Genomic DNA, 13,910 nt, shown 5'->3' on the forward strand with positions numbered 1-13,910 from the left:
CCCACCTGAACCCGCCCCGCCATGGATGCCGCCCTGCCCGACGCCACCGCCGCTGTTATTTCCGGCCCTGCCCGACGCTGGCGCCGGCTGGCCTGGTGGTCCTTGTTCGTGGCCGCCAACGCCGTACTGGCCGCGCTCATCGCGCTGGGCAACGTGCCGCTACGCGATAACCCCGGCGGCACGCTCGGCCTGGCTTATCTGGCGTTCGCCCTGCCTGGCCACCTGCTCGCGTTCGGTGCCTTGGCTGGCCTGCTGCCGCTGGCCATCGGCCTGTGGCCGCGCAGCGCGCGCGCATTGAGCGTCTCGGCGGTGATCTGCCAGGGCCTGTGGCTGTGCCTGCTGCTGGTGGATGCCAAGGTCTTCGCGCTGTATCGCTTCCACCTCAACGCGATGGTTGCCAACATGGTGTTCGGCGGCGCCCTGCAGGATCAGGTCAGCCTGTCCTGGAAGACCTGGCTGCAGGCGGCGGCTCTGGTATCGGCGATTTTCGCCGCGCAGGGCCTGCTGGCCTGGGCGTGCTGGAAGCTGCTGCCCGCAGCGCCACGGCGGCGGCGGGTACTGCAGGCCTGGGCGGTGGTTGCCCTGCTGATGGGCGGCGGCCAGGTCGCCACTGCCTACTACGACGCGCTCGGCGAACGCGCGGTGATCAGCCAATGGAACTACCTGCCATGGGCGCAGCCGATCACCGCCAAGAGCGCGATGCGCCGCTTCGGTGTGGTCAGCCAGCATCAGGTCGGCCTGCCCGATCCGCGCCATGCCCAGCTCAACTATCCGTTGCAGCCCCTTCGCTGCCAGAGCCACCAGCGGCCGAACGTGCTGATGGTGGTACTGGAGTCGTTGCGCCATGACGTGCTCACCCCGCAGTTCATGCCCAACGCCTCGGCGCTGGCCCGGTCCTCGCGGGTGTACGAGCATCATTTCAGCACCGGCAACGCCACCCGCTATGGTCTGTTCGGGCTGCTGTACGGCCTGCCGGGTGGCTACTGGCCCAGCATGCTCGACGAGCAGCGCGGCTCGCAGTTGTTCAAGGTGCTGGGACAGCAGGGCTATGACCTGCATCTGTATGGCAGCGCGCCGCTGTACAGCCCGGAGTTCGATCGCACAGCGTTCGCCGATGTCCGCGACCAGTTGCACCAGGGGCCGTCCGAACTGACCTCCGACGGCCGTGATGCCGCCATCGTCGCTGGACTGCAGAAGGACATCCGCGCCAGCCAGGCTGCGCAGCGCCCGTGGTTTGGTTTCGTGTTCCTCGATTCCACCCACGCGCCCTACCACATGCCGGCCGGCTATCCGCCGCTCGCTACGCCGATGGCCGATGCCATCGATTTTCTCAAGTTCGGCCCCGAGCACGATCCAACGCCGGAATTGAACCGTTATCACACCGCGGTGCATTACGCCGACAGCCTGATTGGATCGCTGCTGGATGACCTGCGTGCGCAGGGACTGGACCAGGACACGATCGTGCTGGTGACCGGTGACCACGCCGAGGAATTCAACGACCTCAAACTCAACTACTGGGGCCACAACGGCAACTTCTCCAACCACCAGCTGCAGGTGCCCTTCGTGCTGCATTGGCCCGGCCAGGGTGGCGGCCGCGACGCGCGGGTCAGTTCGCATGAAGACTGGGTGCCGACGCTGATGCGCCACGGCCTGGGCTGCGAGAACGCATTGACCGACTACAGCACCGGCCACGACCTGCTGGCTGCACCGACCGGCAAGCGTGCGCTGGTGGTGGAAAGCTGGTCGCAGCGTGCGGTGCGCAATGGCGAGGCGATCTACGTGTTCGACAAATTCGGCAACGCCACCGCGCTCGATGCGCGCTACCGCCCCCTGCCGCAACAGACCCCCGACGCCGCCAGCATCCGCGCGGCATGGGAAGCGCTGACGCGCTTCCGCAACCGCTGAATCCAAGGACCGATCCACCATGAACCGTCCGCTGCGCATCCTGCATACCGAAGCCGCCAAAGGCATGGGTGGGCAGGAGATCTACATTTTCCGCCACATGCAGGTGATGCGCGCGCGCGGCCATGACGTCGCCCTGCTGTGCCAGCCGGACGCGCGCCTGGCAAAGCGCGCGCGCGATGATGGCTTCACCGTGCATACGCTGCGCATGGGCGGCCTGGCCCGGCTGCTGCGCGGCATCTGGTCGGTGTCACGGCTGGTCCGCCGCGAGCGCTACGACGTGGTCAACACCACCAGCCGTCGCGATGCATTGATTGCCGCCGCGGGCGCACGCCTGGGCGGCACACCGCTGGTAGTGCGCTCGCGCCACCTGATGAGCCCGGTGAATTCGCTGCTGACCTACACCGGCCTGCCGCACCGGGTCATCACGGTGAGCAATTTCGTCAAGCAACTGCTGGCCGACCGTGGCATTCCCGCCGATCACATCGGCATCGTGCCGCCGATGGCGGTTGCGCCAACCGACGCCACGCATGAGCCCTCCTGGCAGGCGTTGCAGGAGGCGCGCGCACGCGTGCGCGCCGAGCTCGGATTCGACGAACAGGACATCGTAGTGGGCTGCGTGGCCGTGCTGCGCGAACCCAAGGGCCACGCCGAACTGCTGCAGGCCATGGTGCCGCTGTGCAAGGCCAATCCCCGCCTGCATCTGGTGGTGGTCGGCGATGGCCAGGCAGTGATGCAGCGCCTGCAGGCCACGTGCGCCGAGCACGACCTGCAGCACCAGGTCCATCTGCTGGGCTTCCGCAGCGATGCCAGCCAGCTGATGCCCGGCTTTGACATCTTCGCCCTGGCCACACACAAGGAAGCATCGGGCACGGTGTTCCTGGAAGCGGCCCAGGCCGGCCTGCCGATCGTGTCGCATCGGGTCGGCGGCGTGCCTGAAATGCTGGTGGAAGGCAGCAATGCCATCCTCACTCGACTGGGTGACAGCGGCGCCCTCACCGGCGCGTTGCGGCTGCTGGTGGACGATCCCGAGCGTCGCCGGCAGATGGGACGTTCCGGCTGGGACTGGATCCGCAGCGCCAAGCGTTTCAGCCCCGAGGGCCACGCTGAAGCCACCGAACACTATTACCACCAATGGATGAAGGAGCTGGGTCATGGCTAATGCCAGAACCGTACCGGTGCTGATGCATCACCACGTCAGCAACTCGCCCGGCATGATCACGGTGTCGCCGGAGAATTTCGAAAGCCAGATCGCCTGGCTGGCGCGCACCGGCTGGACCTCGTTGACGCTGGACCAGTACGCCGGCTTCCTGGCCGGCAAGCCGGTGCCGCGCAAATCGATCGTGATCACCTTCGATGATGGCTACCTGGACAACTGGGTCTACGCCCATCCGATCCTGCAGAAGTACGGCATGCACGCGGTGGTGTTCGTGGTGACCGGCTGGATGCACGAGGGGCCGATGCGCCCGCATGCCGGCATCGCCGGCGCCACGCTGCCGGAAACGCCCGAACATCGCGCCTGCGAAGACCTGATCTACAAGCAGGGCCGCAGTGACGAGGTGATGATGCGCTGGAGCGAAGCACGTGCGGCCATCGAGGCGGGCACGTTCGAGATCCATTGCCATACCCACACCCACACCCGCTGGCTGCGCCGCCAGGACCTGGATCGCGCCCAGCGCCGCGCCGGCATCAGTGGCGACCTGTCGATGGCAAAGGAAGTGCTGCTGGAGAAGCTGGGCGAAGTGTCGGACACCCTGTGCTGGCCGTACGGCGATTTCGACCAGGACTATATCGAAGTGGCGCGTGAGCAGGGTTTCCGCTACCTGCATACCACCCATCCGTTCGGCCGCAACGTGGTCGGCGGCGATCCCGAGCGCATCTACCGCTTCGCCATCCGCAACCGGCCGGCAAGCTGGCTGCGCAAGCGCATCGCGTGGAGCTACAACCCGCTGATCGCCCCCCTGTTCAACGGCTTCAAGGCGCGGCAGAAGAAGATGGTGCCGGGGCCGTGATGGCGCTGCCAGCACTGGGCTGGCACAGCTTCGGCAAGGAAGCTCCAACAGAGTGGAAGGACTACAGGAAATGAACGTTCTGGTTACCGGCGGCGCTGGATTCATCGGCTCCCACACGTGCGTGGAACTGCAGCAGCAGGGCCATGCGGTGGTCGTCGTCGATTCACTGTGCAACAGCGACGCCGGGGTGATCGGCCGGATCGGCGACATCACCGGCATCGCGCCGCTGTTCGTACAGGCCGACGTGCGTGACCGTGCGCGGATCACCGCGGTGCTGCGCGAGCATTCGATCGATGCGGTACTGCATTTTGCCGCGCTGAAATCGGTGGGCGAATCGCGGCAGATGCCGTTGGACTACTTCGACAACAACATCAGCGGCACCCTCGCCCTGCTCGGCGCCATGCGCGACGCCGGCGTGGGCACGTTCGTGTTCAGCTCGTCGGCAACCGTGTACGGCGACCAGGACCATTGCCCGGTGGCCGAAACGGCCTCGACCTGCGCGATGACGCCCTATGGCCGTTCGAAGCTGGTGGTGGAGCAGCTGCTGTCCGACCTGGTCGGCGCCGATACGTCGCTGCATGTGGCAACGCTGCGCTACTTCAACCCGGTGGGGGCGCATTCAAGCGCGCTGATCGGCGAGCTGCCGCACGGAACGCCCAGCAACCTGATGCCCTACATCGCCCAGGTGGCCGCCGGCCTGCTGCCCGAAGTGCAGGTATTCGGCGATGACTATCCGACCTGTGACGGCACCGGCGTACGCGACTACATCCATGTGCAGGACGTGGCGCGGGCCCATGTGCTGGCGCTGCAGTACCTGCGCGACAAGCGCCGCAGCATCACCCTGAACCTGGGCACCGGCCAGGGCCACAGCGTGCTGGAACTGATCAAGGCCTTCGAGCAGACCGTCGGCCGGCCGATTCCGTTCCGGATCACCGGTCGCCGTACTGGCGACATCGCGGTGAGTTTTGCCGACCCGTCCCTGGCCCTGCGCGAGCTGGGCTGGACCGCGCGCCATGGCCTGGCGGACATGTGCCGCGACACCTGGAAATGGCAGACGGAGATGACGCGCAGCGCCTGATGCCTTGCTTGCGGCAGACAGCAACATGGCCGCACAAGCGGCCATGTTGTCGGTTCGATCCAGCGACAGGGTTCAGGCCGCAGCCGCTGTCCTGACCGCCGCCGAAAGCCGGTCCAGGGTGTCCTGCATCAGCGTCGCGTCATCGGCCTCGACCGTGACCCGCACCACCGGTTCGGTGCCGGAGGGACGCAGGAAGGCGCGCCCGCGACCGGATACCGCCTGCTGCGCTTCGAGCAGCGCAGCCTGCACGCTCTCGGCCTGCACGGTGGCCTTGGCCGAGACATCGCCAAGGCGCACGTTGACCGTCTTCTGCGGCACCTTGGACAACGGCTGCAGCGCTTCGCGCAGGTTCTTTCCCTGCTGCTTCAGCGCCACCAGTACCTGCAGGGCACTGACGATGCCGTCGCCGGTGGTGGCCCGGTCCAGGCACAGCAGATGGCCGGACGCTTCGCCGCCGAGCACGCCGCCTCCCTCCACCAGTGCCTGATGCACGTAGCGGTCGCCGACGTTGCTGCGCTGGAACGGAATCTGCAGTTCGGCCAGGGCCTTTTCCAGACCGAAGTTGCTCATCAGGGTACCGACCACCGGACCGCGCAGGCGCCCTTCGGCCTGCCATGCGCGCGCCAGGATGTACACCAGGTCATCGCCGTCGACCGGGTTGCCGCGGTCATCGGCCATCAATACCCGGTCACCATCACCGTCGAAGGCGATGCCCAGGTCGGCGCGGGTCTCACGCACCTTGGCAGCGAGGTTGTCGATGTGGGTCGACCCGACGCCGTCGTTGATGTTGACGCCATTGGGTTCGGCACCGATGCCGATGACCTCCGCGCCCAGTTCGCGGAACAGCAGCGGCGCGATCTGGTAGGTGGCGCCATGCGCGCAGTCGAGCACCAGGCGCACACCGCGCAGATCGAACGCGCGCGGCACGCTGGACTTGCAGAACTCGATGTAACGGCCGACGGCCTCGCGTGCACGCGAGGCCTTGCCGAGCTTTTCCGAAACGGCCGTGGTGAACGGCACGTCCAATGCGGCTTCCAGCGCCAGCTCGGTGGCATCGTCGAGCTTCTCGCCCTGGGCGGAGAAGAACTTGATGCCGTTGTCGTAATGCGGATTGTGCGAAGCACTGATGACGATGCCCGCGTCCACGCCCAGGGTACGGGTCAGGAAGGCAACGGCCGGCGTCGGCATCGGGCCGAGCAGCTGCACGTCAGCGCCCGCGGCGACCAGCCCGGCTTCCAGCGCGGCTTCGAACATGTAGCCGGAGATCCGCGTGTCCTTGCCGATCACTACGATCGGACGGCGCCCCTCCTGGCCGCGCTGGGCGACCAGCACGCGGCCAAGGGCGTTGCCCAGGCGCAGCACGAAATCAGCCGAGATCGCCCCTTGGCCGACTCGACCGCGGATGCCGTCGGTACCGAAGTACTTGCGGCCCCCCATCAAACCTCCTCCGGTGCCGGCTCACGCCGCAGCATCGCCAGCAGGTCGGCCAGGCGGTCGCGCAGTTCACGGCGGTCACAGATCTGGTCGATGGCGCCGTGCTCGAGCAGGAACTCCGAACGCTGAAACCCTTCCGGCAGCTTCTCGCGCACGGTCTGCTCGATCACGCGCGGGCCGGCAAAGCCGATCAGTGCACGCGGTTCGGCGATGTTGATGTCGCCCAGCATCGCGAACGATGCCGACACACCGCCGGTGGTCGGGTGGGTCAGCACCGAAATGTAGGGCTGTCCGGCTTCACGCAGTTTGCCCAGCGCGGCCGAGGTCTTGGCCATCTGCATCAGCGAGAACAGGCCTTCCTGCATGCGCGCGCCACCACTGGCGGAGAAGCACACGTAGGGTGCGCCGATCTCGGCGGCGGTCTCGGCGGCAAGGGCGAAGCGCTCGCCGACCACCGAGCCCATCGAGCCCCCCATGAAGGCGAAATCGAAGGACGAGGCCACCAGGGGACGGCCCTTGAGCAGGCCGCGCATGGCGATCAGCGCGTCGTACTCACCGGTGTTCTTCTGCGCGATCTTGATGCGCTCGCTGTACTTCTTCTGGTCCTTGAACTTCAGCAGGTCGGTCGGCCCCAGGCGGGCAGCGATCTCGGTGGTGCTGTCGGCGTCGAACAGCGCAGCCAGACGGGCGCGCGCGCGGATGGCCATATGGTGGCCGCACTTCGGGCAGACCTCCAGATTCTCTTCCAGCTCCGGACGGTACAACGCACTGCCGCAGTTGCTGCACTTTTCCCACAGGCCCTCGGGGACGCTGCGCTTCTTGCTGGGGGTGTTGTCGGTGCGGATGCCAGACGGCATCAACTTGCTGAGCCAACTCATGCGGGAGGACACTTCCGTTCAGGGCGGCCCGGGGGCCGCAAAGGCGGACAGTCTAGCTCCGCTTTCCCTGCCCGTGCACCCCCTGCCCAGCCTTGGGCCCGCTGGAAAAAACCATGCTGGGACGTACGTTTAGGTGCCGGGTAGCGCCGGGCCATGCCCGGCGGATATTCTTGCGCGCCCCAACGCCGGGCATGGCCCGGCGCTACCATTACTGATCCAATGCCTGCCGCAGCGGAGCCAGGAACGCTGCGGCGCGCTGCGCCGCATCCTCGGCGGAGGTCGCTTCGGCCAGCACCGCCACCAGTGCGCTGCCGACCACCACGCCGTCGGCCTGGCGCGCCATGGCCGCCGCACTGGCTGCGTCCTTGATGCCGAAGCCGGCCACCACCGGCACGCTGGCCCTGGCCCGCAGCGCCTGCAGGCGTGCGCTGGCCGCGTCGCTGTCCAGTCGTTCCGAGGCGCCGGTGACCCCGGCAAAGCTGACGTAGTACAGATAGCCACGGGCCAGCGCCAGCAGCTTGTCGGCGCGTGCCTCGCTGGTGGTCGGCGATGCCAGCAGAACCAGCGCAAGGCCTGCAGCGTCGAAGGCCTGTTGGGCTTCGCCGGCCTCTTCCGGCGGCAGGTCGACCAGCAGCACGCCGTCCACGCCAGCAGCCACCGCCGCTTCGGCGAACGCCACGTAACCGTGGATCTCCACCGGGTTGAGATAGCCCATCAGCACCACCGGCGTCTGCGTGTCCTGTTGCCGGAACTGCGCCACCGCCTGCAGCACGTAGCGGTTGCCGGCACCGCGCGCCAGCGCTCGCTCGGAGCTGCGCTGGATGGTCGGGCCGTCGGCCATCGGATCGGAGAACGGCACGCCCAGTTCGATCACATCGGCACCGGCCTGGACCAGCGCGTGCATCACCGGCACCGTGGCTTCCAGCGAGGGATCACCGGCGGTGATGAAGGGGATCAGGGCCTTGCGCTGCTGCTGGTGCAGGCGCTGGAAACAGTCATCGAGTCGGGAAACAGGCATCTCAGGCACATCCTTCAATCAGTTCAATCGCTTCGCTGGTCCCCCAGTACATCAGGATGACCTTCCCTTCAAACACCTCCAGGCGGATGCCCAGGTCGGAACCCGGATCCTGCCAGGTCAGGTACTCGCCCTGATCGCCGTCGTAGGCATGCGGGCTGGAGACCGGCGCGCCGGGGAACTGCGCCACCGCCTGCGCCCGCGTCATGCCGATGCGCAGTCCGAACGGACCCGGCTGGTCGACCGGCGCCTTGGCGTCCTCGCCCGGACCAAGATCGAAACGGACCACGCGGTCTTCGTCGGTCATCATCGACACGCCGGGCGGCAGCCCCTTCCCGTCGTAGTACTCGCAGCTGCCGCCGATGGCTTCGACCGCGCCCATTGCCTTCCACGGCCCGAAGGCCTTCAGGTCGCTCATGTGCTGGCCGATCAGCACCTCGCCGGCATGATCCAGCGCCACCGACGCCACGGCGGGCGCGTCATCGCTGGAGACCACAGCCAAGGCCGGTGGATCATCGATGGGCGTGCTCGCAATCGGGTCGACGTCATCGTTGGCCGCCATCGGCTGCGCCGGTTGCGCAGCAGCCTTGGCCGCCGGCGCCAGCACCGGCGGCTCCGGCGGTTGGCACGCGGCCAGGCCCAGCACCAGCAGCACGCCCGTACTGCGCATCAGTGCGCTCACAGCACCAGCCCTTCGCGCGCCGCGATGGTATGCACGTCCTTGTCGCCACGTCCTGACAGGTTGCACAGCACGATCTGGTCGCGCGGACGCCCGCGCGCGAGCTTCATCGCCTGCGCAAGCGCGTGGCTGGACTCCAGCGCCGGCAGGATGCCTTCGGTGTGGGCCAGCAGATGGAAGGCTTGCAGCGCCTCTTCGTCGGTGATGCCGACGTAGCGCGCACGGCCGCTGTCGGCCAGGAACGCATGCTCGGGGCCTACACCCGGGTAATCCAGGCCGGCCGACACCGAATGGGTCTCGATGATCTGGCCATCGTCGTCGCACAGCACATAGGTGCGGTTGCCGTGCAGCACGCCCGGGCGGCCGGCGGCGATGGAAGCTGCGTGGCGGCCGGTGTGGATGCCATCACCGGCCGCTTCAGCGCCGACGATCTCGACCTGGCGGTCGTTGAGGAAGGCATGGAACAGGCCGATCGCATTGCTGCCGCCGCCGACGCAGGCGGTGATCGCATCAGGCAGGCGACCGTACTCGGCCAGCATCTGCTCGCGTGCCTCGCGGCCGACGATGGCGTTGAAGTCGCGCACCATGCGCGGGTACGGGTCTGGACCCGCTACCGTGCCGATGATGTAGAAGGTGTCCTGCACGTTGGTGACCCAGTCGCGCATCGCTTCGTTGAGGGCGTCCTTCAGGGTGGCCGAGCCGGAGGTCACCGGCACCACCGTCGCCCCGAGCAGTTTCATGCGGTAGACGTTGATCTTCTGCCGCTCGATGTCGGTGGCGCCCATGTACACCACGCACTCCAGGCCCAGCCGCGCCGCGACGGTGGCACTGGCCACGCCATGCTGGCCGGCGCCGGTCTCGGCGATGATGCGCTTCTTGCCCATCCGCGCCGCCAGCAGCGCCTGGCCGATGGTGTTGTTGATCTTGTGCGCGCCGGTGTGGTTCAGGTCCTCGCGCTTGAGCAGGATCTGGGCGCCACCGACGTGGTCACTCAATCGTTCAGCATGGTAGATCGGGCTCGGCCGGCCCACGTAATGGGCCAGGTCGCGGTCATAGGCCAGCTGGAACGCCGGATCCTGGCGGGCCTGGTCATAGGCCTGGGCCAGTTCCTGCAGCGGGCCTACCAGGGTTTCGGCGACGAAGCTGCCACCGTAACGGCCGAAGTGGCCCTGGGCGTCAGGGAAGGCATGGAAATCGGCGATGGGAGAGTCAGGCATGGAGACGACCGGTCGTTCAGACAGGTGGATACTCTAGCGCACGGATTGTGTCCGGAAAATGGATATTATCTGGCCTATCCCGTCAGGAAATCTCACATGAGCACGTCACTGCTGCCGCCCTTGAATGCCCTGCGGGCGTTCGAGGCCACCGCACGTCTGGGCGGCGTTGGCCGCGCGGCCCAGGCGCTGCATGTGACCCATGGCGCGATCAGCCGGCAACTGAAGCTGCTGGAAGACCATCTGGGCCTGGCCCTGTTCCAGCGCGCCGGCCGCGGACTGCGCCTGACCGCCGCCGGCATCCGCCTTCAACAGGCCTGCAGCGAGGCGTTCGGCGGCATTGAAGACTGCGTGCGCGAACTGCGGCGGCCAAGCGCAGAGCCGGCCCTGGTGCTGGGCTGCAGCGGCAGCGTGCTGGCGCGCTGGATGATTCCGCGGCTGCCGGCACTGCAGGCTGCCCTGCCCGGCGTGCGCCTGCAGTGGTCGGCCCTGGATGGCAGTTTCACCGAGGCGCAGGCCACGCTGGATGCGGTGCTGCTGCTGGCACAGGGACCATGGCCGCGCGGCTGGCAGGTGCGCGAGCTGGCACCGGAACGGGTGGGTGTGGTGGTGGCGCCCTCGCACCCGGCGGCGCAGCGGTTGCGCCATGTCCCCCCGTCGGCCTTGCTGCGGGAAACGCTGCTGCACACCAGTTCGCGCCCGCAGGCGTGGCCTGCATGGGCGCAGTCGCACGGGCTGGACCCGGCCCAGCTGCAGCTCGGCACCGGCTTCGAACACCTGTACTACCTGCTGGAAGCAGCGGTAGCGGGGCTGGGCCCGGCGATCGCGCCTGAGCCACTGGTGGCCGAGGATCTGGCAGCCGGGCGGCTGGTGGCACCGTGGGGATTTGCCGCGACCGGCGGGTTCTGGGTGCTGGCGCGGCCGGACGGCCCTGTCGATGCGCGCGTGGACGCGTTGGCCGATTGGGCGGTAGCCCAGCTGAAGTGAAGATCGCCGCCACGAAGTGCCGCAACGGCGGGCAACCTCGCTTGACGTCGATTACATCCCGTCAGAAAACAGGTCGAGCACGTCAGCACTGACCCAGCCCTGCGCGCAGTTGCCAGCGTAGTGTCCCGGCCCTGCCACGTGGCAGGCTTCGCTTCCCATTTCCTTCATGCCGCTGATGGGCCTGTCACCATAGGTCTCACACAACGCGCTGCCTTTGCACTTGCCGACCGTTGCGGCGGGAATGGCGACCACGTAATAGAAGAGCGGATTCTGTCCGGCACGACCGATGGCCTGTACGCAGACCAGCTGCCCTTTCGACAGCCTTGCGGTCGTCGAAACCCTGCTGCCGGTGCTCGGCACTGCGTCCAGGGTGTCCACGCCCTTATCCTCGGCAACGCCGGCGAAGAAGCCCTGTTCGCCACAGGCCGGGGAAAGCTCGACGTCGTAGAAATCACCGCTGTCGACGTCACCCGCCGTGCAGCCAGCGCCCTTGCTGGCGTCGCTGCATTTCACCCCGCTGGCCTGGATCAACGCGGCCAACCCGCTGTCGGCCGATGCTGATGCAGACACGGGTGCGGCCGTCGAAGCAGTGGCGGGCGCCGTTGCAATGGTTGGCGACGAAGTGGCCGGGCTCGACGATTCTCCGGCGGCGCACGCAGCCAGAGCGAGCAGCAAACCTGGAACAGCGGCGATGCGGGCCATGCGCGAACGGAGAAGGGGCATATCCATTTGCAACCTCATTGACGGCATGTCGCACCGCAGACGTCGCGCGGTGGTGGAACGCGCACGGCTGGCACCCAGCCGTGGCAGGTTGGGTGCATGGTGTCAGGCCAGATGCCTGGTGGATGTAGGGTGACCGCTACGACGCCGTCGGCGCCGCCAGGCGCTGCTGCAGGTCCTCGCGCAGGCGCGACAGCTCGACTTCGGCCTGCTGCCGCTGCTGCATGCCCTCGCGATGGATGCTGCGCACTTCCTCGACGGTAGCGATCAGCTGATCGTGAACGTGGCGCAGCGTGGCCACGTCGATCACCCCGCGCTGGTTGCTGCGTGCGGTGTCCACCGACGCCTGGCGCATCAGGTCGGCATTGCGTCGCATCAGCTCATTGGTCGCATCGTCGATGGCATTGGCCAGTTCGGCGGCGTTCTTCTGTTCGCCCAGCGACAACTGGATCGCGAACTGACGCTTCCACGAGGGGATGGTGATGTCGCGGACGGTGTTGAACTTCTCGATCAGCTGCAGCGCATTGGCCTGGATCAGGCGGATCATCGGCAGCGACTGGTCAGCCGCGTGCTGCATCAGCTGCAGGTCGGAGACACGCTTCTCGATCAGGCGGATCGCATTGTCGATCTCGCTCTGGCGGATGCGCTGCTGCGGGTCATCGCTGCCCTGACCCAGCAACTGCTCGGACTGCAGCTGGGCCAGGCGCTGCTTGCCGGCGGCGGCATACAGGCCCAGCGCATGACGCTCCTCGCGGACGATGTCATGCATGCGGTCGAAATCGCTTACCCGCTTGCCCATCAGCGCCTGTTGCGCACCCACGTCGCCGAGCAGCTGTTCGATCTGCGAATTGGTATCGCTGAACTTCTGCACCAGCTCGCCCTTGGAAGAACGCAGGCGATCGATGAGGCCACCGATCAACGGCACCTTCGAGCGCTGGGAAAAACCATCCAGCTTGAGCTCGCGCGCGATGCGCACCACTTCGCCGAGCTTCTCGCCATTGGCGTCGAGGTCACGGTTGCGCACCTGGTCCAGCAGCTGGCTGGAGAAGGCCGTTGTCCGAGCGGCGGCCTCACGGCCGAACACCTGCAGGTTGCCCGGACGCAGGTCTTCCAGCTCGCGGCCGATTTCGGCGATGCGCGGCAGGTCGTCGCGGACCAGGCCGAGGGCCTTCAACGTGCTGTCATCAAGTTCAGGGGCGGGCGTGGTGGCGGGCACGAGCGTGCCGGAGTTCTGGCTGTCCTGGGTCATCGGGCAGTGTCCTTGCGGTGGATAAGCGGCAGCGGCGGCCGGCTCAGGGCAGTCTAGCCTGAGCAGCGGCTACTTCGTCGTCGATCTGGGCCTGCAGCGTGGCTGCCTGCTCAGCCTGTGCAGCCTGCGCCAGTGCCTGGCGCGCCAATGCGGCCTGGCGCCAGGCCGGCAGCAGGACATCGTGGATGCGGACGAAGCGCTGCAGCAGGGCTTCGTCCTGCTCCTGCAGCAGCCGCCACTGCCCGCTTTCGATGCGTCGCAGCGTGGCAAGCCGCTGCAGATGGTCCACGCGTGGGGCCAGCGCGACCTGCGCAGCTCCCTGCAGTGTCGCCAGCTGCGCGGCGCCGAACGTGGCCCAGGCCTCCAACGCGGCGGCAGCCGCATCGTTGTCGATGATGGCCCGGGCACGCTGCTGCACACGCTGCGCGAGACCCTGCGCCTGCTCGCGCGCCTGCAGCGCCAGCACGCCCAGCTGCGCCTGCAGCCCCTGCGCCTGTGCCTGGCGTTCAACGTCACGGCCGAGCAGGCGCCCCCACCAGCTCTCCTGCCGGCGCAGGCGCGCCGGATCGCTGGCCTGCAACGCCAATGCGATCCGCGCCAGCGCAGCCACCAGTCCCTCGCCTTCCGCGCCGGCCCGCAACGGTGCAGGCTCGGCCAATACCTGCAGCAAGTGGCTGCCGTACGCTGCCAGCGTGGCCACATCGGCGCGCGCCGGAAGCGTGGGTTCGGGCAGGGAGCGCAC

General features: G+C 67.5%; 13 protein-coding genes. 5 read left to right on the top strand and 8 right to left on the bottom strand.

The genetic code is table 11. The features are described 5' to 3' along the window. The first annotated feature begins 21 nt into the window (after nt 1–21). The 4 genes from J2X70_RS07095 to galE all read left to right on the top strand — a co-directional run bounded on the left by J2X70_RS07095 (nt 22) and on the right by galE (nt 4,992). Entirely contained in the window at nt 22–1,905 is a 1,884-nt protein-coding gene (locus tag J2X70_RS07095; protein ID WP_223482828.1) for a sulfatase-like hydrolase/transferase, read from the top strand. 19 nt (nt 1,906–1,924) lie between these two features. After that, complete coding sequence (locus J2X70_RS07100) at nt 1,925–3,064, top strand: glycosyltransferase family 4 protein (protein WP_180830897.1); 1,140 nt, start codon at nt 1,925–1,927, stop codon at nt 3,062–3,064. Beyond that, a complete protein-coding gene (locus tag J2X70_RS07105; protein ID WP_025876181.1) occupies nt 3,057–3,914 on the top strand; it encodes a polysaccharide deacetylase family protein in 858 nt (285 codons plus the stop codon). Before J2X70_RS07100 ends, J2X70_RS07105 begins: the two co-directional genes overlap by 8 nt. Nucleotides 3,915–3,984: 70 nt before the next feature. After that, nucleotides 3,985–4,992, top strand: coding sequence for a UDP-glucose 4-epimerase GalE (galE, locus tag J2X70_RS07110; protein ID WP_025876180.1), 1,008 nt, complete (start codon nt 3,985–3,987; stop codon nt 4,990–4,992). 72 nt (nt 4,993–5,064) lie between these two features. Here the strand turns inward: galE and glmM are convergent, their stop codons facing one another. From glmM to trpB, 5 genes are all read right to left on the bottom strand, one after another. Next, the gene (gene glmM / locus J2X70_RS07115) at nt 5,065–6,429 is read right to left on the bottom strand and encodes a phosphoglucosamine mutase (RefSeq protein ID WP_025876178.1); all 1,365 of its coding nucleotides are present in this window, start codon (nt 6,427–6,429) and stop codon (nt 5,065–5,067) included. Beyond that, complete coding sequence (accD, locus tag J2X70_RS07120; protein WP_025876176.1) at nt 6,429–7,304, bottom strand: acetyl-CoA carboxylase, carboxyltransferase subunit beta; 876 nt, start codon at nt 7,302–7,304, stop codon at nt 6,429–6,431. The genes glmM and accD overlap by 1 nt, the downstream gene beginning before the upstream one ends. A gap of 208 nt (nt 7,305–7,512) precedes the next feature. Continuing rightward, nucleotides 7,513–8,322, bottom strand: coding sequence for a tryptophan synthase subunit alpha (trpA, locus tag J2X70_RS07125; protein ID WP_309909601.1), 810 nt, complete (start codon nt 8,320–8,322; stop codon nt 7,513–7,515). Nucleotide 8,323: 1 nt separating this feature from the next. After that, nucleotides 8,324–9,001, bottom strand: a complete 678-nt coding sequence (locus J2X70_RS07130) for a hypothetical protein (protein WP_059064710.1) — start codon at nt 8,999–9,001, stop codon at nt 8,324–8,326. Then, nucleotides 8,998–10,215 carry a tryptophan synthase subunit beta gene (gene trpB / locus J2X70_RS07135; RefSeq protein WP_032975005.1) on the bottom strand — a complete coding sequence of 406 codons (1,218 nt, stop codon included), beginning with the start codon at nt 10,213–10,215 and terminating at the stop codon, nt 8,998–9,000. Before trpB ends, J2X70_RS07130 begins: the two co-directional genes overlap by 4 nt. Before the next feature lie 96 nt (nt 10,216–10,311). On the opposite strand from trpB, the gene J2X70_RS07140 reads away from it, so the two are divergent. After that, nucleotides 10,312–11,199, top strand: coding sequence for a LysR family transcriptional regulator (locus tag J2X70_RS07140; RefSeq protein WP_059064711.1), 888 nt, complete (start codon nt 10,312–10,314; stop codon nt 11,197–11,199). A gap of 51 nt (nt 11,200–11,250) precedes the next feature. Here J2X70_RS07140 and J2X70_RS07145 read toward each other — a convergent pair whose 3' ends face one another. The 3 genes from J2X70_RS07145 to J2X70_RS07155 form a co-directional block, all read right to left on the bottom strand. Next, complete coding sequence (locus tag J2X70_RS07145; RefSeq protein ID WP_244439058.1) at nt 11,251–11,901, bottom strand: hypothetical protein; 651 nt, start codon at nt 11,899–11,901, stop codon at nt 11,251–11,253. Between the two features lie 157 nt (nt 11,902–12,058). Further along, nucleotides 12,059–13,168, bottom strand: a complete 1,110-nt coding sequence (locus J2X70_RS07150; RefSeq protein WP_032975007.1) for a toxic anion resistance protein — start codon at nt 13,166–13,168, stop codon at nt 12,059–12,061. 43 nt (nt 13,169–13,211) lie between these two features. After that, on the bottom strand, nt 13,212–13,910 hold the full coding sequence (locus J2X70_RS07155) for a hypothetical protein (RefSeq protein ID WP_309909606.1): 699 nt from the start codon (nt 13,908–13,910) through the stop codon (nt 13,212–13,214).

The sequence above is a fragment of the Stenotrophomonas sp. 1337 genome (assembly GCF_031455455.1).
GTDB classification, from domain to species: Bacteria; Pseudomonadota; Gammaproteobacteria; order Xanthomonadales; family Xanthomonadaceae; genus Stenotrophomonas; species Stenotrophomonas indicatrix.